The sequence below is a fragment of the Micromonospora sp. NPDC047738 genome, assembly GCF_040642675.1.
Classification (GTDB): Bacteria; Actinomycetota; Actinomycetes; order Mycobacteriales; family Micromonosporaceae; genus Micromonospora.
In genome coordinates, this window is the sequence record NZ_JBEYSO010000002.1 from 1 (window position 1) to 19,023 (window position 19,023).

Annotated in this window: 17 protein-coding genes and 3 tRNA genes; 10 read left to right on the top strand and 10 right to left on the bottom strand. The window is 72.2% G+C overall.

The window, feature by feature from the left end:
* Positions 1 to 548: 548 nt before the first annotated feature.
* A complete protein-coding gene (locus ABZ783_RS03295) occupies positions 549 to 863 on the bottom strand; it encodes a hypothetical protein (RefSeq protein ID WP_357434303.1) in 315 nt (104 codons plus the stop codon).
* Positions 864 to 1,014: 151 nt separating this feature from the next.
* Positions 1,015 to 1,485, bottom strand: coding sequence for a hypothetical protein (locus ABZ783_RS03300; RefSeq protein WP_357434304.1), 471 nt, complete (start codon positions 1,483 to 1,485; stop codon positions 1,015 to 1,017).
* Between the two features lie 279 nt (positions 1,486 to 1,764).
* Between ABZ783_RS03300 and ABZ783_RS03305 the strand changes: the two genes are divergently transcribed.
* The 4 genes from ABZ783_RS03305 to argS all read left to right on the top strand — a co-directional run bounded on the left by ABZ783_RS03305 (position 1,765) and on the right by argS (position 5,604).
* Complete coding sequence (locus ABZ783_RS03305; protein WP_357434305.1) at positions 1,765 to 2,205, top strand: PRC-barrel domain-containing protein; 441 nt, start codon at positions 1,765 to 1,767, stop codon at positions 2,203 to 2,205.
* A 76-nt stretch (positions 2,206 to 2,281) separates the two neighbouring features.
* Positions 2,282 to 2,449 carry a hypothetical protein gene (locus ABZ783_RS03310; protein WP_357434306.1) on the top strand — a complete coding sequence of 56 codons (168 nt, stop codon included), beginning with the start codon at positions 2,282 to 2,284 and terminating at the stop codon, positions 2,447 to 2,449.
* A gap of 94 nt (positions 2,450 to 2,543) precedes the next feature.
* Positions 2,544 to 3,602: a tryptophan--tRNA ligase gene (trpS, locus tag ABZ783_RS03315; RefSeq protein ID WP_357434307.1), complete on the top strand. Its 1,059-nt coding sequence runs from the start codon at positions 2,544 to 2,546 to the stop codon at positions 3,600 to 3,602.
* 283 nt (positions 3,603 to 3,885) lie between these two features.
* The gene (gene argS / locus ABZ783_RS03320; RefSeq protein ID WP_357434308.1) at positions 3,886 to 5,604 is read left to right on the top strand and encodes an arginine--tRNA ligase; all 1,719 of its coding nucleotides are present in this window, start codon (positions 3,886 to 3,888) and stop codon (positions 5,602 to 5,604) included.
* 233 nt (positions 5,605 to 5,837) lie between these two features.
* Here the strand turns inward: argS and ABZ783_RS03325 are convergent, their stop codons facing one another.
* The 3 genes from ABZ783_RS03325 to ABZ783_RS03335 all read right to left on the bottom strand — a co-directional run bounded on the left by ABZ783_RS03325 (position 5,838) and on the right by ABZ783_RS03335 (position 6,975).
* The gene (locus tag ABZ783_RS03325) at positions 5,838 to 6,566 is read right to left on the bottom strand and encodes a VOC family protein (protein ID WP_357434309.1); all 729 of its coding nucleotides are present in this window, start codon (positions 6,564 to 6,566) and stop codon (positions 5,838 to 5,840) included.
* Between the two features lie 209 nt (positions 6,567 to 6,775).
* A tRNA-Arg gene (locus tag ABZ783_RS03330) sits at positions 6,776 to 6,848 on the bottom strand.
* A gap of 36 nt (positions 6,849 to 6,884) precedes the next feature.
* Positions 6,885 to 6,975 (bottom strand) — tRNA-Ser (locus ABZ783_RS03335).
* A 601-nt stretch (positions 6,976 to 7,576) separates the two neighbouring features.
* On the opposite strand from ABZ783_RS03335, the gene ABZ783_RS03340 reads away from it, so the two are divergent.
* Positions 7,577 to 8,851, top strand: coding sequence for a hypothetical protein (locus tag ABZ783_RS03340; protein ID WP_357434310.1), 1,275 nt, complete (start codon positions 7,577 to 7,579; stop codon positions 8,849 to 8,851).
* 134 nt (positions 8,852 to 8,985) lie between these two features.
* Here ABZ783_RS03340 and ABZ783_RS03345 read toward each other — a convergent pair whose 3' ends face one another.
* Positions 8,986 to 9,759 (bottom strand): CPBP family intramembrane glutamic endopeptidase, encoded by a 774-nt coding sequence (locus tag ABZ783_RS03345; RefSeq protein WP_357434311.1) that lies wholly within the window; start codon positions 9,757 to 9,759, stop codon positions 8,986 to 8,988.
* A gap of 172 nt (positions 9,760 to 9,931) precedes the next feature.
* Between ABZ783_RS03345 and ABZ783_RS03350 the strand changes: the two genes are divergently transcribed.
* Positions 9,932 to 11,053 (top strand): globin domain-containing protein, encoded by a 1,122-nt coding sequence (locus tag ABZ783_RS03350; RefSeq protein WP_357434312.1) that lies wholly within the window; start codon positions 9,932 to 9,934, stop codon positions 11,051 to 11,053.
* A 128-nt stretch (positions 11,054 to 11,181) separates the two neighbouring features.
* Here the strand turns inward: ABZ783_RS03350 and ABZ783_RS03355 are convergent, their stop codons facing one another.
* Positions 11,182 to 12,705 carry a peptide deformylase gene (locus ABZ783_RS03355; protein ID WP_357434313.1) on the bottom strand — a complete coding sequence of 508 codons (1,524 nt, stop codon included), beginning with the start codon at positions 12,703 to 12,705 and terminating at the stop codon, positions 11,182 to 11,184.
* 374 nt (positions 12,706 to 13,079) lie between these two features.
* On the opposite strand from ABZ783_RS03355, the gene ABZ783_RS03360 reads away from it, so the two are divergent.
* On the top strand, positions 13,080 to 13,862 hold the full coding sequence (locus tag ABZ783_RS03360) for a hypothetical protein (RefSeq protein WP_357434314.1): 783 nt from the start codon (positions 13,080 to 13,082) through the stop codon (positions 13,860 to 13,862).
* A 29-nt stretch (positions 13,863 to 13,891) separates the two neighbouring features.
* Here the strand turns inward: ABZ783_RS03360 and ABZ783_RS03365 are convergent, their stop codons facing one another.
* A complete protein-coding gene (locus ABZ783_RS03365; RefSeq protein WP_357434315.1) occupies positions 13,892 to 15,703 on the bottom strand; it encodes a hypothetical protein in 1,812 nt (603 codons plus the stop codon).
* Between the two features lie 210 nt (positions 15,704 to 15,913).
* On the opposite strand from ABZ783_RS03365, the gene ABZ783_RS03370 reads away from it, so the two are divergent.
* Positions 15,914 to 16,624 (top strand): class I SAM-dependent methyltransferase, encoded by a 711-nt coding sequence (locus ABZ783_RS03370; protein WP_357434316.1) that lies wholly within the window; start codon positions 15,914 to 15,916, stop codon positions 16,622 to 16,624.
* 62 nt (positions 16,625 to 16,686) lie between these two features.
* Here the strand turns inward: ABZ783_RS03370 and ABZ783_RS03375 are convergent, their stop codons facing one another.
* Positions 16,687 to 17,220 (bottom strand): YbhB/YbcL family Raf kinase inhibitor-like protein, encoded by a 534-nt coding sequence (locus ABZ783_RS03375; RefSeq protein WP_357434317.1) that lies wholly within the window; start codon positions 17,218 to 17,220, stop codon positions 16,687 to 16,689.
* A gap of 93 nt (positions 17,221 to 17,313) precedes the next feature.
* Positions 17,314 to 17,402, bottom strand: a tRNA-Ser gene (locus tag ABZ783_RS03380).
* 97 nt (positions 17,403 to 17,499) lie between these two features.
* Between ABZ783_RS03380 and ABZ783_RS03385 the strand changes: the two genes are divergently transcribed.
* Both ABZ783_RS03385 and ABZ783_RS03390 read left to right on the top strand, forming a co-directional pair.
* Positions 17,500 to 18,039: an AAA family ATPase gene (locus tag ABZ783_RS03385; protein WP_357434318.1), complete on the top strand. Its 540-nt coding sequence runs from the start codon at positions 17,500 to 17,502 to the stop codon at positions 18,037 to 18,039.
* 9 nt (positions 18,040 to 18,048) lie between these two features.
* Complete coding sequence (locus ABZ783_RS03390) at positions 18,049 to 19,023, top strand: NAD(P)H-quinone oxidoreductase (RefSeq protein WP_357434319.1); 975 nt, start codon at positions 18,049 to 18,051, stop codon at positions 19,021 to 19,023.

Consider the following 19,023-nt stretch of genomic DNA (forward strand, 5'->3'; position numbering starts at 1 on the left):
TTTGGCACTGGCTTATCAAACACCCTGTTGAGTTCTCAAAGAACAACCACACACCATCCAGCAACCCTGCAATCCACAGGACCCTGTCCGGGGCATTTCGTTCACCGCGACCGCCGCTCTCGCGCCGGGCACTTTTACTACGTTACCTCACCGTCTCCGCCGTGTCAAACCGTGTGTCCCGGTCTGTCGTGCTTCGTACGGGTTGGCACCGCTGAACTCGCACAGCGACGAACCGCTGCGCTCGATCATCGGATTTGGCAGGCCGGCCGTCGCGGTGACCGCGAACTCGCCCGGTGCCCTGCCGGTCGACAACCTTACCCGGTCGCTTCCGCTCCACCAAATCCGCCCTACGGCGTTTCCGGCGAGCCCCGCCCGGTCCAGGTCCGATGGTGTCAGCCATCCAAGCCTGGTCGTCGTTCCTGCGCCCCGGCCTCCAGGACTTTCGCCCTTTTTCGTCCGTTCCGCGCTGGCAGAGAGAAAGTTACGCGTCTTCGGCTTTGATCGTCAAATCCGCGGGTGGCGTCCCGCGTCACATCATCACGGTTGGACTATCTTCCCTGCTCAACCCGGGTTCGGGGCGTGACACCCCGAGCCGCACTGGCGCTTCGGGCGGTGGAACGACCCCGGCGAGCCGCGAGCCAGCCCCTGATGCCGAGCACTCCCACGGTGGTGCCGATCGCCAGCGAGGCCGCGATCAGCAGGGCGTGCACCCAGAGGAAGCTCGTCGGGGTGCCCTCGCCGATCGTGCCGGTCGACCAGGAGCGCGGGTCCTTCCAGATGGCGACCGCGAACCTCGGCCAGATCACCCAGGTCCACACCCCGACCCCGACCAGGAACAGCGACCAGCCACGCGACAGCACCATGGCAGGCCAGTATGCCAGCGTCGCCATGGCCGGCGGCCCGTTGCGGCGCGGGGACCAGCTGCGTGCCGGCCCGCGCTGGGTGAGGGCGGGCACCCGGCCCGCCCCACCCGACAGGCGGCCATCCTGGAACGGGTCCGCGCCACGACAGGCGTCAGAAGCAGGTGACGGCACCGCCGATGGCCGGGTTCGCCCGGTCGTGGCGATGCAGGGTGCCCGAGGCGTCGGCCATGGCGCCGCCCCAGATCGCGCAACCAGTGCCGACGTACCCGTAGACCGGGCCGGCGGCGTAGAGCCGGTTGCCGTCGTCGACCGAGAAGGAGGGGATCAGCTCCGGGTCCAGATAGACCTGGGTCCTGGTGAGGCTTCCGAGGTACGCCGACTTGAGGGTGACCGTGCACCCGTACCCGGTGAAGGGGTTGCGCAGCAGGTGGACGGTGCCGAGCCGCTCACCGGTGGTCGCGTTCCGGATGGGGTCCTGGTCGACGCTGACGAAGCCGGGCCCACAGAGCCCCTGGGCGGTGTACGGGTTGCCCACGGCGGCCTGCGCCCCGGTCCCGGCCAGCCCGACCAGTACGGCCACCGCGGCCGCCCCGATTCCGATTCGCCGAATTGCCCGCTGCATCTGCGCTTCCTTTCCTCGACACCGGGGACGCGCGACCAGAATCGTCGGGACGGTCGGCCCGACCGAATGTGCCCGACGAACACTCCGAGCCCTTTCCGGGTGTGCTGACGGGCAGGTTCACCCGGCCCCACCTGCGGAGAAGCCTGCTGCCCGGGGAATGGGCGCCGATTATGAGGTATCTCGCAGAAGCCGGAAATGATGAACCGAAAATTGCGTTGATGTTTCGGCGATTCAACGTGCGGGCAGAGTTTCCGTCGACGACGACAGCGGAGGTGGACCATGCAGCCGTTCAATCCGTGGAGTTGGCGGGACCCGGCCGCGCTCGCCGGCGGCTACGACGAGACCGGCCCGGACGACGTGCCGCGGCAGCGGTCGGCGGGCGCCGACGGTCCCGACGCACCCGGCCCGGGCACCCCGATCGACCTCACCGGTTACCGGGTGGAAGCGACCGACGGCCGGATCGGGTCGGTCGACCAGGCGAGCGAGGAAGCCGGGGCCCGCTATCTCGTGGTGGACACCGGGCCGTGGATCTTCGGCCGGAAGGTGCTGCTGCCGGTGGGCACGGTGGCCCGGGTTGACCACCTGGCGCGCGCGGTGCACGTGGACCGTACCCGGGAGCAGGTGAAGCACTCGCCGGCCTTCGAGCCGGACGACTTCGGCCGCCCCGAGTATCAGGAGCAGGTCGGCAGCTACTACGCGGAGAGCTACCGCGAGCGCTGAGCGGAACCCGGGTGATCCGGTGACCTCGGCCAGCCGGGGGCGGCGAGGACCACCGCCGACCGGCTAACCTGTCGGCATGGTCCGGCCGAGCACCCTCGCCCTGGAGACCGAGAACGGTCTCCCGGCGGCTGCTGCTCCAGTTCTTCCGGCCCGTGTCGACGACGGTCGGGAGCAGATCCTCGACGTACTCCGTGCCGGTGGGTTGCGGTTCCGCGCCGGCGGGCGATGGCGGTTCGCGCTCTGACGAGCCGCCTCCACTGATCCGGGTCCGCCCTGGGTCTCTTCCCGCGCGCCCGCGCGTCCTTCCACCGTTCTCTCGGCACGAAAGGCGTACCACCATGTCCGCAGCACGGATGCTCACCGGCGACCGCCCGACCGGGCAACTGCACCTGGGCCACTACGTCGGCAGCATCGCCAACCGGGTGCAGTTGCACCAGCGGTACGAGAGCTTCTTCATCATCGCCGACCTGCACATGCTCACCACGAAGAACAGCCGTGAGGACATCGAGCAGGTGGCCGGCAACGCCCGCGAGATGGTCACCGACATCCTCGCCGCCGGCGTCGACCCGGACCGCGCCACCTTCTACCTCCAGTCGGCGATCCCCGAGGTCGGGGACCTGAACACCCTCCTCCAGAACCTGATCACCGTGCCCCGGTTGGAGCGCGTCCCGTCGCTCAAGGAGATGGCCCGGGACGCCGGCAAGGAGGAGATGCCGTACGGCCTGCTCGGCTATCCCGTCCTCCAGGCCGCCGACATCCTCTGTGTGAAGGGGCAGGTCGTGCCGGTGGGCCGGGACAACGCCGCGCACGTCGAGGTGACCCGGGAGATCGCCCGGCGCTTCAACCACCTCTACGGCGAGGTCTTCCCGGTGCCGGAACTGATCATGTCGGAGACGCCCGCCCTGGTCGGCACCGATGGCCAGGGGAAGATGAGCAAGAGCAAGGGGAACGCGATCGGCCTCGCCGACGACCCGGCGACCGTCCGCCGCAAGGTGATGGGGATGTACACCGACCCGAACCGGGTGCGCGCCGACGTGCCCGGGACGGTGGAGGGCAACCCGGTGTTCGCGTACCACGACGTGTTCAACCCGGACCGGACGAAGGTCGAGGACCTGAAGGCGCGCTACCGGGCCGGCCGGGTCGGTGACGTCGAGGTCAAGGAGCAACTGGTCACCGCGTTGAACCGGTTCCTCGACCCGATCCGCGAGCGGCGGGCCCGCTTCGAGGCCGACCGCGGCCGGGTCGACGAGCTGATCGTCGAGGGCACTGAGCGGACCCGGGCCGAGGTGCACCGCACCCTGGTCGAGGTCCGCCGGGCGATGGGGTTGACCAGCGCGTACACCCAGGTGCGGCGGCGGGCCGAGCGGTACCGCAAGGCCGTCGCCACGCCAGCCTGAGCTTTCGCGTACGACCTGCCGACCGGCCCAGAAGAGCGCTTGCGCCGCCCCCGGGCCGGCCGGTTAGGCTGCTGACATGACCAGCGCGCACGCCCACCAGCCGACGTCCCCCGACGTCCAGCTCGGCGCGCTGCGACGCCGGCGGTCCCGCGACCGCCTGCGCTGAGCACCATCTCTTGCGACCGGCGGATCGAGCCGCCGGTCATCGCCGATCGTCCTCGGTCCGCCCGCATTCCCGTCCGGAGATCCGCGTGAGGCGGATCCAAGCGAGATCGGCGTACCCATGGATCTGGAGAAACTGCTGACCGACCGGCTGGCGCCGGCGTTCAAGAAGGTGGCCGGCCTACCGGTGGACCCGGTGGTGCGCCGCTCGCAGCGCGCGGACTTCCAGTCCGACGCGGCGTTGGCGCTGGCCCGGCGGCTCGGCCGGCCGCCGCGGTCGATCGCGGCGGAGGTGCTGGACCGCGCGGAGCTCGGCGACCTGTGCGCCGTGGCGGAGGTGTCCGGGCCGGGCTTCCTCAACCTGACCGTTGCGGACCGTGCCCTGGGCGGCCTGGTCGCCGCACTGGCCACCGACCCCCGGCTCGGCGTGCCGGTGGCGGCCGAGCCGGAGACCGTGGTGGTCGACTACTCCGGGCCGAACGTGGCCAAGGAGATGCACGTCGGGCACCTGCGGTCGACGGTGATCGGCGACGCGGCGGCCCGGCTGTTGGAGTGGCTGGGCCACCGGGTGGTCCGGGCCAACCACCTGGGCGACTGGGGTACGCCGTTCGGCATGCTGATCGAGCACCTGGCCGACCTGGGCGAGGCCGAGGCGGCACAGGAGCTGTCCATGGGCGACCTGGACGAGTTCTACAAGGCGGCCCGGGCCAAGTTCGACGCGGAGGAGGCGTTCCGGGAGCGGTCCCGGCAGCGGGTGGTGGCGCTGCAGGGCGGCGACGAGGCGACGCTGCGGCTGTGGCGGCTGCTGGTCGAGCAGTCCGAGCGCTACTTCCTCGCCGTGTACGAGCTGCTCGACGTGACCCTGACCGCGCGGGACTTCCAGGGCGAGAGCAGCTACAACGACCTGCTCGCCCCGGTGGTGGCGGACCTGGACCGGGCCGGGCTGCTGCGGGAGAGCGACGGCGCCGCCTGCGTCTTCCCGCCGGGCTTCGCCGGCCGGGACGGTGAGCCGCTGCCGCTGATCGTGCGCAAGTCCGACGGTGGATACGGCTACCCGGCGACCGACCTGGCTGCGATCCGGCACCGGACCGGGTCGCTGGGGGCGACCCGGCTGCTCTACGTGGTGGGCCTGCCGCAGCGCCGGCACTTCGAGCTGGTGTATGCGGCCGCGGCGCAGGCCGGCTGGCTGGTCCCGCCGGCCCGCGCCGAGCATGTGGGGTTCGGGTCGATCCTCGGCCCGGACGGGCGGATGCTGCGCAGCCGGTCCGGTGAATCGGTGAAGCTGGTCGCCCTGCTGGAGGAGGCGGTGGCCCGGGCCACCGCGCTGGCCCGGGAGCGCAACCCGGACCTGGGCGAGGCCGAGGCGGCCGAGGTGGGCAGGGCCGTCGGCATCGGCGCGATCAAGTACGCCGACCTGTCGAGCGACCGGCACAAGGACTACGTGCTGGACTGGGAACGGATGCTCTCGCTGGACGGGAACACCGCACCGTACCTGCAGTACGCGTACTCCCGGATCCGGTCGATCTTCCGGCGGGCCGGAACGTCAGCCCGGCCGGACGCGGCGGTCTCGCTGGTCGAGCCGGCCGAGCGGGCCCTCGCCATCGAGCTGCTCGGCTTCTCCGGGGTGGTCGCCGAGGTGGCGCGGAGTCTGGACTTCCACCAACTGGCCGCGTACCTGTACCGGCTGGCGGCGGCGTTCAGCGCCTTCTACGAGCGCTGCCCCGTGCTGCGGGCCGGTGGTGAGCTGCGGGAGAGCCGGCTGCTGCTCTGCGACCTGACCGCGCGGGTGCTCCGGCAGGGGCTGTATCTGCTGGGCATCCGGACCCCGGAGCGGCTGTGACGGAGCCGTACGCCGCACCCGCATCTGAGCGTGGCGGCAAACGCTGAAGCGGGATTTCCTCCTCGGGCAGCCGAACTGACCGCTCGTGGGCCGGCCGGTGCCGGGCGGAAGCCGCCAGGCCGGGGCCGGGCCCGCGCGCCCGCTTTGCAGATTCCACGGTCGCTTCTCGCACCTTCGGCCCAGGGCGCGTCGCAAGTCCGGCTGCCGTAGTGCGCGGATGACGAGGGTTTGGGTCAGCCTGGGGCAAGGAGGCAGAACTCGTTGCCCTCCGGGTCGGCGAGGACCGTCCACGGGACATCCAGGTCGATGGCGGTGGCGCCGATAGTCCGCAGTCTGGCCGCCTCGGCCTCCAGGTCGTCACCTGGATATGGGCGGACGTCGAGATGGACACGGTTCCACACGGTCTTCACGTCGGGTGTGCGGATGAACTGCAGATATGGGCCGACGCCCTTGGCGGAGCGCAGTACCGCGTTGTGGTCGGTCACCTCGTGCAGGGTCCAGTCCATGGCCTTGCCCCAGAAGCGGGCCATGGCTCGCGGATCCGCGCAGTCGACCACTACCGCGGCGATCGGTCCGGTGTCTCGGTAGAGCGGTCGGGGGTCCAGCACGCAGAACTCGTTGCCCTCTGGGTCGGCCATGACCGTCCATGGCACGTCGCCCTGGCCTACGTCGGCGGGTGTTGCGCCGAGAGCCTTCAGGCGCGTGACCACCTCCGCCTGATGGGCCGCCGAGGTGGTGGCGAGGTCGACGTGCACGCGGTTCTTCACCGTCTTGGATTCCGGGGAGGCGATGAGGTCGATGCAGACGGCGACGGGGTCGGGGTAGACGAAGCCCTCGGGTTCGAGGTTGGTCACGCCGGGTCCCTCGCTGGAGACTCTCCAGCCGAGCGCCTCCGCCCAGAAACCGCCCAGCGCGGAGTCGTTCCGAGCCTTCATGTTGATTTGAACGAGCCGCGTTGCCATCCCGACGATGCTAGGGCAGGGGTCGAGTCGGCGGTGGCGCCCGAACTAGCCGCCAAGGTAGGTCGACCATCGCCAACCATTGCCGCGGCGACTCTCCGTTGCAGTCAAGCATCCTCAGCGGCGGGGCGTGCATCCATGGATGCACGAAAAAGCCCCTCTGGTCGATCATTTTCGATCGCCAGAAGGGCGTTTTCCCTGCTCAACCGCTGCGCGCCCGAAGGGACTCGAACCCCTAACCTTCTGATCCGTAGTCAGATGCTCTATCCGTTGAGCTACGGGCGCTTGTTGCTCGGCCAGTCTACACACCCGGCTTTCGCGCGGAGACTCCGGGATTCGAACCCGGGAGGGGCTTTAAAACCCCAACCGCATTAGCAGTGCGGCGCCATAGACCAGACTAGGCGAAGTCTCCCCGGTGGCCCGGAGACCACCGCGCCCGAGGATACAGGCCCACACCCGCCCGGGGCAAAGCGACTACCGGGAAGGGCCCGTCCGCTGCGTTTCCCCCGTGTGCGACGTCACGCTCCGGACTAGGCTCCATCGATATGCAGGAGCAGCCGCCGAGCGATCCGCCCCGTCGCGAGCCAGCCGTCGACGCCCGGCGAAGCCGCTCCGCGAAACCGACCTTCACCCCGCCCCCGACCTCCGAACCGTCCACGGGCGGTGCCGGAGCCAGCTCCGGGCCACCGCCCCGCGCACGGCGGGCGAAGGTCGCTCCGATCGTGATCTTCCAGCCGCCCGACCCGGCCGCCACCGCGTCGCGCGCCGGCGGTCCCGACGGCAGGCCGGAGGCATCGGCCGCCGCGCCCCGCCCCCGCCCGTCCGCAGAAGATGGCCCGACCTCGAGTACGCGGGACAGCGCGGCCGGGCGTGGGGCGCCCCCGGCCGACGGCGGGACGCCAGACCCGACGGACGGCCGAAGGACGGACCCGGCGGACGGCGGGTCGGCCGAACCGGCCGACGGCCGGGCGACGAACCCGGCCGATGCCGCTCCGGCAGGTGAGGCGGCCCCGATGCCGACCCGCCGTACCCCGGCCCGGAAGGCAACCTCGCCGGCAAAGAAGGCCACCACGACCGGGAAAGCGACCCCGCCGGCAAAGAAGGACACCACGACCAGGAAGGCGGCCACGGCGAAGAAGGCCACCCCGGCCGCCCGGAAGCGGGCCGCCGAGACGGAAGCGGATCCGGCGGCAGCACCGGCGCAGGCCGGCGGGGCGGAGCCGATCGGACCAGCCGGCGCGGCCGGCGTCACGGTCGCTCAGGCGGACGTGTCGGGACCGGGCAGCGCGCCGAGCGGCACCGACGACGGGGCCACCGAAACGGACGGGACGGCAGCGGCCAGCCCGCCGGCTGCCTCCCGGACCGTCGAACCGGGCAGGCCGACCGATGTGGCTGGCGTCACCGAAGCGCGGACAGCGGGCACGGCTCCGGCCGGGACCGCGCGGGCGGAAGACCAACCGCCGGCTCGGACCGGACCGCAGAAGAAGGCCGCGAAGACTGCCAAGAAGGCGCCCCCGGCGGCGAAGGAGACCGGGCCGGCGAGGAGGACGGCCGGCGAAGACCCGACGCCTGCCGCTGCTCCGCCGCCGGAGAAGATCACCGCGGCGACCCCGGATCCGCTCGCCGGGGACGAGCCGGAGTCGGGGCGTACCCCTGAAGTGAGCTGGCGGGCGATGGGCGCGCGCCTGCTCGACCACCCCGGCTTCGCGCCGGAGCTGCTGGCCCGCGCCGCGGTGGAGGCCCTCGGGCCCCGCGCCGGCGCCTGGGTCGAGCGGACCCGGGACAGGTACCCGGACGCGGACGCCGACGGGCTGGCCCGGTTGGCGACCCGGCGGTTCGTCCGGCTGGCCGGGGCGGGTGGGGCGCTCGCGGCGGGCGCCGGGCTCCTCGCGCCGGTGGCCGAGCTGGCGGCGGTGCTGTGGTCCCAGGCCAACCTGGTGCTGCACCTGGCGGCGGTCTACGGCCGCGACCCCGGGCACCCGGACCGGGTGATCGAGCTGCTGGTGCTGACCCAGGTACACCCGGACGCCGGCACCGCCCGCGCGGCGCTGGCCGCGGTGACGTCGGCGGGCGCGCCGGCGGACGGCCCGTGGCCGCGGGCCGCCGAGGCGGCGTGGCGGCTGGCCACGCCGTTGGCCGCGCAGGCGGGCGGGTGGCTGGGACTGCGGGTGGCGTCGCGGCTGTTGCCGGGGGCGGCGCCGCTCGCTGCCGCGGCGGGCGACTCGGCCGCCGCCGAGCGGTTGGCCGCCCGTGCCGTCAGCCTCTACCGGCCAACTCGCCGCCGCTGACCGCGTCGCCGCCGGGGGGAGGCCAGGTTCGCCGGGATGCCCACCCACGGCCGTATCGGCGATCAGCAGGCGGGGACAACCCGAGCTGCCGCAACCAGTGGACGCGGCGGGGGCCGCCGACGGCGCCAGGGCGGTCAGAGCCAGCCGAACCAGGACTTCGGCAGCAGCGCATACCCGACGAAGGCGACCACGTCGAGCAGGGTGTGCGCGACGATCAGCGGGGCCACCCGCCGGGTGCGCAGGAAGAAGAGGCTGAACACCACGCCCATCACGGCGTTGCCGAGGAACGCGCCGAAGCCCTGGTAGAGGTGGTAGGAGCCGCGCAGCAGGGCGCTCGCCGCGATGACCGCCCCGAGCCGCCAGCCGAGCTGCCGCAGCCGGGTGACCAGGTAGCCGACCACGATCACCTCTTCCAGCACGGCGTTCTGCACGGCGGCAAGGATCAACACCGGCACCGCCCACCAGAGGTGCGGCAGGGCGGCCGGGACCAGGGTGGCGTTGATGCCGAGCTGCGCGGCCGCCCAGACCAGCGCCAGCCCGGGCAGGCCGATGAGCGCCGCCAGCGCCGCCCCCCGGGCCAGGTCGGCGCCGGGCCGGGTCAGGTCCACCCCGAGCGTCCGGGCCGGGTCGCCGGGGTCACGGGCCAGCAGATGTACGGCGAGCAGCACCGGCAGCAGCGCGAAGAAGATGCCGAGGAGCTGGTACGTCAGGTCGAGGTACGGCCGGGCCGACGCGGAGGTGTTCAGCGCCGCGGTCTGCTTCGCGAGCCCGCCCGTGGCGGTCAGCTTGGCGATCAGCGAGACCAGCGCGTACACCGCCGACTGCCCGAGGGAGAGGCCGAGCACCAGCAGCGCCTCGGTGCTCAGGGTCCGGCGGGACACTGGCCGGGTCAGCTCGTCAACCGTCACCCGACCACTGTGCCGCACGCGCGGGCGGGCCGGCACCTGTCCGGGCATGACCAGGACGGCGCGGCCTCGCGCGACCCGGGTGAGCCGGTCGCACATTCTGTGCGACCGGCGTACACGCTGCGTGGAGATTCTATGGGGGCCCGATCCGCCGTCAGAAGAAGGAGCGCCCCCCGTGGAGAACTTCGCGCGGCTGCTGAAGGAGAGCTGGACCCTGGTCGAGGAGAACCGGGAACGGCTGAGCGGTCACTTCTACGCCCGGCTGTTCCTCCTCGACCCGGAGCTGCGCAAGCTCTTCCCGGTGCAGATGAACGGGCAGGGCGACCGGATCCTGGAGGCGATCGTCACCGCCACCCAGACGGTGGGCGACCCGGAGAGCTTCGACGAATGCCTGCGGGCGCTGGGCCGGGACCACCGGAAGTACCACGTCGAGGCCGCGCACTACGAGACCATGGGGGTCGCCCTGCTGGACGCGCTGCGCAGCACCGCCGGGGACGGCTGGAACCTGGAGTACGACCAGGCGTGGCGGGAGGCGTACGCGAGCATCTCGGAGAAGATGCTGGCCGGGGCGGCGGCGGACGAGAACCCGCCGTTCTGGCACGCCGAGGTGCTCACCCACGAGCGGTACGGCCCGGACACCGCGGTGCTGACCGTCCGCGCTCTCCAGCAGCCGCTGCGCTGGCAGGCCGGCCAGTACGTCAGCGTCGAGGCGCCCCGCTACCACCCCCGCGTGTGGCGGACGTACTCGGTGGCGAACGCCCCGAACGACGACAACGTGCTCGAGTTCCACGTGCGGACGCCGGCCGGCGCGGCGGGGTGGTTGTCGGGGGCGCTGGTCCGCCGGACCAAGCCGGGTGACCTGCTGCGGGTGGCCGCCCCGATGGGTTCGATGACCCTGGACCGGTCGTCCACCCGGGACATCCTCTGCGTGGCCGGCGGGGTGGGGCTGGCCCCGATCAAGGCGCTGGTGGAGGAGCTGACCGGGTTCAACCGGACCCGCTGGGTGCACATCTTCTACGGGACGCGCCGGCCGGAGGAGCTGTACGGCCTGCCGGGCCTGGAGGAACTGGTGGCCGCGCATCCGTGGCTGTCGGTGACCCCGGCGTGCAGCGCGGATCCGGACTTCGACGGCGAAGTGGGCGACATCTCCGAGGTGGTCACCCGGTACGGCCCGTGGACGACCCACGACTGCTACGTCTCCGGCTCGGCGGCGATGGTCCGGGCCACCCTGCGCGCGCTCGCCGCGGACGACGTTCCGCCGGAGCACATCCGGTACGACACGTTCGGCAACCTGTAGGCGTTTCTCCCCCCAAGCCGGGTCGCGTGCCCCTGCCCCCTGGGGCACGCGACCCGGTCCCCGATCGCCGGTACGCGGGCCGGGCCGGCAACCGGCCCGCGTACCGGATTCTCCCGGCGTTCGGGGCGTCAGTAGCGCCAGGGGTTGCCGGTCTCCCGGTATTCCTCGACCGGCACCAGCGGCACACCGGGGGCCATCCGGTCGACGTAGAGGCGCCCGTCCAGGTGGTCGATCTCGTGGGCGACCAGCCGCGCCATGGCGTACTCGAAGGACGTGATGATCCGGCTGCCGTCCCACTGGGCGTGTTCCACGTCGATCCGCAGCGGCCGGGGCACCAGCCCCCGGTGATCGAAGAAGGAGAGGCAGCCCTCGTACTGCTCGTCGGTCTCGGACGCGGTGTCGACCACCCGCGGGTTGAGCAGGACGACCGGCTCGGCCGCCCGGTCGGCGGGGCGGACCAGCGCGGCGGCCCAGCCGAGCCCGAGCTGCGGGGCGGCGATGCCGACACCCTTGCTGAACGGGTGCAGCTCGTCGAGGCGGACCAGGACGGCGGAGAGCCGGTCGACGACGTCCCGGGCGGCGCGTTCGTCGCGGGGCAGGTCGAACTGGCGGACGGGCTGCCGGAGCAGGTCTTCGCCACGCTGCACGATGCCGAGGGCGCGCATCCGGTCGCTGGCGCGTACCCGGCCGTGGGGAGCGTCGGGCTCGGTGTCCGAGGGCTCGCTGCGGAACCGCCACTGCATCCGGTAGCGGGCGTTCAGCGGCGGGTCTTCGGTGGCCCAGTCGTAGCGTGCCCGGCCGCCGTCGTCACGCCGCTGGATGGGGGTACGCAGCGGCCCCTCCTCGGCGGAGAGGGAGGTCTCCATTCCCCACACCTTCGGGTCGAGCTCGGCGGGGAGGTCGAGCCGGACGGCGAGGTGCCGGGTGGGCAGGCGGACGGCGCGTTGAAACCACGGGCCCCACTTGTCCCGACCGACCTGGTACGCGTACTCGATGGTGACCCGGTCGCCGGGGTAGAGCGGGAAGCGGCCCTCGTCGTTCTCGAAGAGCAGCCAGATCTCCTTGAACGCGTCGCGGTCGTGCTTCGCCCGCCAGTGCATCGGCTCCCGCGCGCCGCCGTCGTCCCGGTAGGCCTGCAGCTGCAGCTCGGCGAAGGTGAGCGGGTGCTCCCGGTGGTGCCGGTTGGAGCGGCCCGGGTCGTTGGGGTAGCGGTCGACGGCGACCCGGACCAGGTAGCGGGTGACCGGTTCGGTGCCCGCGTTGTAGAGCTCACGTCGGATCGCGCAGTGGTAGCTCTCGCCGGTGTGGGTGAGGGTGGCTGACTCCCGCTCGACCACCAGGCCCGTGCCGGGGGGCAGCCACTGTCCGGGGGCGGGCTGGTCCCGGTGCGTCCCGCCGGAGCGGCCGTGCCGCAGCTCGTCGTACTCCCGGAAGCGCTGCCAGATCGCGCCGCTGGCCTCCAGGACGGCCTCGGCCCGGCGGGCGAAGTCCTCGGTGGGCCGGTGCCGGCGCCCCTCGACGTGGCTGACGTACGACGGGTCGAAGCCCATCAGGGTGGCCAACTGCTTCTTGGACAGCCCTCGGCCGGTGCGGTGCCGGGCGAGCTCGGCCGCGAACGAGTCGGCGGCACGCTCGATGGGTGAGGTCGTCATCGGCTTCCTCGGACGCGGGAAGACCATTTTCACGTTGGGTGGCCAAACGTGTACGGAAACTGCCTCGTATTCGACACTCACCTTGACAATCCAGCGGCTCCCGTCGATGCTTGCGCGGTCCGCCGGCCGGCCCCGTGGCGTTTTCCCCCGACCCTGGCGGGTACAACGCGACTGCTCCAGGTCGCGGCGTGGCGTCAGAAACGCCGAGCCGGAGTGGCCGAAGCAGGCCGGCGGAGTGACCGGGACCTCTCCCGCCACCCCTCGATGCGACTTTCCCCCGAGCGGTAGCTGTGGTTAGGCTAGCCTTAGTTCGGGCCGACGAGACGCGCCGGCCGGTGCGCGAGCAGACAGGGGCGGATCAGGTGACAGCGGTGATGCCGAGGCGCGACGCCGCCACGCCGCTCGCCCCGGTCACCGCGGCCCTGCGCGCCATGTTCGGCACCGACGACCTGCCCGGGCTCGCGCCCGGCCTGCTGGTCACCGAGGACGTGGCTCGCTGGGCCCCGGCCAGCCGGCTGGTCGACGGCACCCTGCTGCCGGAATTCCTGCACGCCGCGGCCCGGCGCTGGGGCGGCACCCCGCACGCCTGCGCCGCGGTGGCCTGGAAGTCGTACACCTACTGGACCGCGCTGCCGGTGGTGCTCGGCTGGGCCTCGGCGCGGCGGGTGCCGCTGCTGGACCCGGCCGACGTGCTGATCCACTTCGAGGACCACCACCAGCTGCTCACCCTGGGCCTGCGCAGCTCGACCACGATCGCCGTGCTGCCGAGCGATCCGCTGGCGCTGGCCGGCGCCCCGCACGTACGGGTGGTCGCCGACGAGGCCGCGCTGCTCGACGCGCTGCGCGCCTCGCTGCTCGACGCCCATTTCGCCCCGCTGATCGCGGCCATCCAGGCCGAGGTCCGGATCGGCACCCGTACGCTGCTCGGCTCGGTCGCCTCCGGCATCGCGCACGGCGTGCTGCGCGCCTCGGACGCGCTGCCCGGCTCCTCGACCGAGAGCATCGGGACGCTGCTGGACGCGCTCGGCCTGGGCGACCTGGTCGAGCTGGTGCCCGGCCCGGGTGGGGAGCCGACCGTGCAGCGGCGTACCTGCTGCCTGGCCTTCACCCTGCCCCGGCCGAAGATCTGCCAGGGCTGCTGCGTTCGCCCCTCCTGACCCGCACACCGGCCGCCGCCGAGGCGGTGTCAGTCGACCAGCGGGCGGACGTCCCAGAGCCACACCCCGCCGGTGGACACCGGCTGGATCCCGGTCAGCGCGATCATCCCCTCGCGCAACGCGTCGGCCTGCCGCAGCCGGGGGTCGAGGATCACCGCCCCCGCCCGCCAGTAGCGCAGGTCCTCCAGCGCGGCCATCCGGTCCGCCGGGCTGATCGGCGGCACTCCGTCCGTACGCCGGATCGTGGTGAAGAAGCTGCTGGTGGGGCGGGGCGGAGCGCTGAACAGGGCCACCCGGTGGCCGTCGGGGCGGGTGTCCGGGTAGAGGAAGTACCCACGGGCCAGCGGCATGCCCAGCCGGGTCTCGGCGGACCAGCGCAGCGGGTCGGCGTAGTCGGTGTCGGGCAGCGGCAGCGTGACGACGCTGTGCCCGCCGGCCACGTAGGGCCGCCAGGCGCCGGTGGTGACGAAGTCGGGTGTCGGGTTGAGGCGTACCGAGGGGAGCGGGGTGGGCAGGATCGGCAGCAGCGCCATGGTCAGCACGGTGGCCGTGGCGAACCGGATCTGCGGGCGGGCGGCCGGGTGTCGCCGAGCCACCCGCCGGACGTGGTCCGCGCCGAGCGCGAGCAGGATCCCGACGATCGGGGTGAGCGCCAGCGACCAGCGGGTGGGCACCACCGAGTGCAGCACCGGCAGCTTCTCCAGCACGGCCCACGGCCCGGGGATGCCGGTGTCCCGCCCGTCGAAGCGGACCTCCCGGCCGAGGGAGAAGGCCGCGAAGATCACTCCGACGGCGGCCAGGCCGAGCACCACGACGTTGCGCCGCAGCCACCACACCAGCGCGACCACCAGGACGGCGAGCGGCCAGCCGAAGAACGCGTTCTCCTCGGTGGCGTTCTTCACCAGCCGGGCGCTGGTCCGGGCGTCCCCGGCGATTGACTCCCGGGACCAGGCGACGAACGAGGCGAGGTCGGTGCGGTAGCCGCGGATCAGCCGGGACAGCCCCTCGTAGGCCCCGGGTCCGAAGAACTGCACGTACAGCGGGTACGCCAGCAGCACCACGGCGACGGCGGCGGCGACTCCGAGCCCGGCCCAGAAGGTCCGGGCCGACCGGCGCAGGTGTGGCCGGCCGAGGGCGAGCGCGACCACCACCACCCCGAGCCCGATCGCCGTCATCAGCAGGATCTCCAGGTTGAGGAAGGCCTGCCAGACGATTACCAGGCCGAGCAGCACGCCGTTGCGCAGCCAGCGGCCCGGGTCGGTCAGCCGCAGCGTCCGCCAGATGATCAGCGGCACCACGAACTGGCTGACGATGTTGGGGTGGGCGTTGGCGTGCGAGACCATCGCCGGCGCGAAGGCGCAGAAGCCGGCCCCGAGCCAGGCCGGCCCCCGGGCCCCGATCAGCACTCGGGACAGGACGAAATACCAGGCCACACCGGTGGCGAGCAGGCCGACGGTGAGAAAGACCAGAAATGACGTACGCGGTCCGAACAGCGAGGTGATCGGCGTCATTGGCAATGAAACCGATAATACCGACGTATTTGCCATCAAATTGACACCGTCCGGCACATTCATCCGGTCCGAGGTGAACGGGTAGACAAAATCCGTCACCACCCGGGCACCGTGCGCCATCATCCACTCGAACTGCGCCTGATCGGTGCGGTTGTCCCGCACCCCGTGCGCCGGGTTCAGCCAGAACCGGGCGGTCACCCAGAACGCGAGCAGCACGAAACTGAGCACGGCGGCGGCGTCGACCCACCTGCCCCGCGCCGGCCGTCCGCCCTCGTCGGGCCCGTCCTCGCCAGCGCCACCGGAGGCGGCGTCCGATTCAGGAGTAGTCATGACAATTCAGAGCGTAGTCAGGGAATCGCGGTGGCCGTGCATGTTTCTGGGTACTGGCGTACTATGTGCCGAGTTCGCCGACCGCCGATCACGTGCCCACCCCCGACCACAATTCGGCCACTCCCGGTACCCCGATTCCCGCACCATCCATCGGGATGGTTGACTCTGTCGGTCCAGGCGCGGGTCAGTCATATCGTGAGGAATCGACGCATGGCAGATATCACTGGGGATCAACGCGTCCAGTCGGAGGTGCTCGAAGGCCTGGCGACCGCGGTCAACCACCGGAGATGGTTCGTCGAGCTGGCGGTGCCCCACCTGGGTGACAACCCCATCGAGATCGGCAGCGGGCTGGGCGACTACGCCCTGGAGTGGTCCGCGCACCTGCCCCGACTCACCGCCACCGAGGCGGACCCGGACCGGCTGGTCCGGCTCAAGGAGCGGCTGGCCGAGCACCCCACCATCGAGGTACGGCAGATGCTGCTGCCGCACTCCGAGCGGGGCGACTACAGCGCGGCCGTGTCGTACAACGTGCTGGAGCACATCGAGGACCACGTGGGCGCGCTGCGCAGCATGCGCGACCTGGTCCGGCCCGGCGGCGCGGTGATCATCATCGTGCCGGCCTTCCAGTTCGCGATGAGCCCGGCGGACATCGCCACCGGTCACGTCCGGCGCTACACGAAGCAGACGCTCGCGGCGGCGATGACCGAGGCCGGGCTCACCGTGGAAAAGATCCACTACGCCAACGCGCTCGGCCTCATCGGCTACTTCATGGCCACCAAGGTCTTCCGGCTGATGCCGAAGGAGGGCCCGATGGTGAAGATCTACGACAGCCTGGTCCTCCCCGCCACCAAGGCGGCGGAGCAGCGGCTGCGCCCGCCCTTCGGCCAGTCCGTCTTCGCGGTCGCCCGGGTACCGGGCTGACGCTGCTACGGGCACGGGCCCCGCGTCGGCGGGGCCCGTGCCCTGTCACGGCTCGTGGACAGTCACTCCGCGATCTGGTACGTCGGACGGATGACCGCCCGGGCCAGGGTGTGGAACGCCAGGTTGAAGCCGACGTAGGCCGGGCTGGCGGTGGGGCCGACGTCGAGCTGATCCACGTCCACCGCGTGCACCGCGAAGACGTAGCGGTGCGGGCGGTCGCCGGCCGGCGGGGCGGCGCCGCCGTAGCCGGTGTCGCCGTAGTCGCTGCGGACGCTGAAGGCGGCGCCGAATTCGCTCTCCTTGACGCCGGTGGGCAGCTCGGTGACCGAGGCGGGCAGGTTCACCAGCACCCAGTGCCAGAAGCCGCTGCCGGTCGGGGCGTCCGGGTCGAAGCAGGTCACCACGAAGCTCCTGGTCTCGTCCGGGAAGCCCGACCAGGCCAGGTGCGGGGAGACGTTCTCGCCGCCGACGCTGCCGTGCGCGTACCGCACGTTCATCGGCTCGCCGTTACGCACGTCGTCACTGGTCAGCGTGAACGACGGTACCGTCGGCAGCAGCTCGTACGGGTCCGGGGCGATCGGTCGTTCCAGGGTCATCGAGAGGATCCTTCCGGGTGCGCGAGTTCCTGCGCCCCTTCATACCCCGCGAGCGCCCGCCGTGCGCGAGGACGCGACGGGGGACCCGGGTTGCGGAGGGTGTGGGATTCGAACCCACGAAGGACATCGCTGCCCTTACCGGTTTTCAAGACCAGCGCCATCGGCCACTAGGCGAACCCTCCCGGACACGTCCCCCACGGGGCGCGCGACCGTGCCTAGTCTGCCACGGACCGCACCGCGGGCGAGCCGCCGTCCCACCCTCGCTGGCAGGATGGCCCCGTGTGGGAAACCCCGGCGGTGGTGCTGATCACCGGAATCATGGCGGCGGGCAAGTCGACTGTGGCCGAACTGCTGGCCCGGCGGCTGCCCCGCTCGGTGCACCTGCGCGGTGACGTGTTCCGGCGGATGGTGGTGAACGGGCGCGCGGAGATGACCGCGCAGCTCTCGGACGAGGCGTGGCGGCAGCTCCGGCTCCGCTACGACCTGGCCGCCACGGCGGCGGACCGGTACGCCGCCGAGGGCTTCACCGTCGTGCTCCAGGACATCGTGGTCGGCGCCGAACTGTCGGCCATGGTCGAACGGATCCGGCACCGGCCGCTCGCGGTGGTGGTGCTCGCGCCGCACGCCGAGGTGGTCGCCGCCCGCGAGCGGGACCGGCCCAAGCAGGGGTATGGGGACTGGCCGGTCGCCGACTTCGACGCCGGGTTCCGCGCCGAGACGCCCCGGATCGGGCTCTGGCTGGACACCTCGGAGCAGACCCCGGCGGAGACGGTGGACGAGATCCTGACTCGGGCGTGGACGGACGGTCGGATCGGGTAAGACTGGGCCATGCACGCGATCACGATCCCGAAACCCGGCGGACCCGAGGCCCTCGTCTGGTCGGAGGTGCCCGATCCGGAGCCCGGCCCCGGCGAGGTGGTCGTCGAGGTGTCGGCGAGCGCGGTGAACCGCGCCGACCTGCTGCAACGGCAGGGGCAGTACCCGCCGCCGCCGGGCGCGCCGGCGTACCCGGGGCTGGAGTGCTCCGGGATGGTCGCCGCGCTCGGCCCGGGCGTGACCGGCTGGGCGGTCGGCGACGAGGTCTGTGCGCTGCTGGCCGGCGGCGGGTACGCCGAACGGGTGGCCGTGCCGGCCGGGCAGCTGCTGCCGGTCCCGCGCGGCGTCGACCTGGTCGACGCGGCCGCGCTGCCCGAGGTGGCCTGCACGGTCTGGTCGAACGTTGTCCAGCTCGCCCGGCTGGCCGAGGGCGAGACGCTCCTGGTGCACGGCGGGGGCAGCGGGATCGGCACCTTCGCCATCCAGCTCGGCGTGGCGCTCGGCGCCACGGTGGTGGTGACCGCCCGGTCGGGCAAGCACGACCGGCTGCGCGAGCTGGGCGCCGCGCACGCGATCGACTACCGGGAGCAGGACTTCGTCGAGGAGGTCCGCCGGGTCACCGACGGGCGGGGCGCGGACGTGATCCTGGACATCATGGGTGCCGCGTACCTGCCGCGGAACGTGGCGGCGCTGGCCACCGGTGGTCGGCTGGTGGTGATCGGCATGCAGGGCGGCCGCAAGGGCGAGCTGGACCTGGGAATGCTGCTGGCGAAACGCGGTTCGGTCCACGCGACGGCGCTGCGCTCCCGCCCGCTGGACGAGAAGGCGGGGATCGTCCGGGGGGTACGCGAACAGGTGTGGCCGCTGGTCGAGTCCGGGGCGGTCCGGCCGGTGGTGCACGCCCGGGCGAAGCTGGCCGACGCCGCCGACGCGCACCGCCTGCTGGAGACGAGCGACCACCTGGGCAAGGTGCTGCTGGTCCGGTGA

Bases quoted from the DNA above. Each gene is read 5' to 3' on its own strand.
- ABZ783_RS03325 (WP_357434309.1), bottom strand. From the start codon at position 6,566: ATGGCAACGCGGCTCGTTCAAATCAACATGAAGGCTCGGAACGACTCC.
- trpS (WP_357434307.1), top strand. From the start codon at position 2,544: ATGTCCGCAGCACGGATGCTCACCGGCGACCGCCCGACCGGGCAACTG.
- ABZ783_RS03390 (WP_357434319.1), top strand. From the start codon at position 18,049: ATGCACGCGATCACGATCCCGAAACCCGGCGGACCCGAGGCCCTCGTC.
- ABZ783_RS03365 (WP_357434315.1), bottom strand. From the start codon at position 15,703: ATGACTACTCCTGAATCGGACGCCGCCTCCGGTGGCGCTGGCGAGGAC.
- ABZ783_RS03340 (WP_357434310.1), top strand. From the start codon at position 7,577: ATGCCGACCCGCCGTACCCCGGCCCGGAAGGCAACCTCGCCGGCAAAG.
- ABZ783_RS03355 (WP_357434313.1), bottom strand. From the start codon at position 12,705: ATGACGACCTCACCCATCGAGCGTGCCGCCGACTCGTTCGCGGCCGAG.
- ABZ783_RS03360 (WP_357434314.1), top strand. From the start codon at position 13,080: ATGCCGAGGCGCGACGCCGCCACGCCGCTCGCCCCGGTCACCGCGGCC.
- ABZ783_RS03370 (WP_357434316.1), top strand. From the start codon at position 15,914: ATGGCAGATATCACTGGGGATCAACGCGTCCAGTCGGAGGTGCTCGAA.
- ABZ783_RS03300 (WP_357434304.1), bottom strand. From the start codon at position 1,485: ATGCAGCGGGCAATTCGGCGAATCGGAATCGGGGCGGCCGCGGTGGCC.
- ABZ783_RS03295 (WP_357434303.1), bottom strand. From the start codon at position 863: ATGGTGCTGTCGCGTGGCTGGTCGCTGTTCCTGGTCGGGGTCGGGGTG.
- argS (WP_357434308.1), top strand. From the start codon at position 3,886: ATGGATCTGGAGAAACTGCTGACCGACCGGCTGGCGCCGGCGTTCAAG.
- ABZ783_RS03375 (WP_357434317.1), bottom strand. From the start codon at position 17,220: ATGACCCTGGAACGACCGATCGCCCCGGACCCGTACGAGCTGCTGCCG.
- ABZ783_RS03305 (WP_357434305.1), top strand. From the start codon at position 1,765: ATGCAGCCGTTCAATCCGTGGAGTTGGCGGGACCCGGCCGCGCTCGCC.
- ABZ783_RS03310 (WP_357434306.1), top strand. From the start codon at position 2,282: ATGGTCCGGCCGAGCACCCTCGCCCTGGAGACCGAGAACGGTCTCCCG.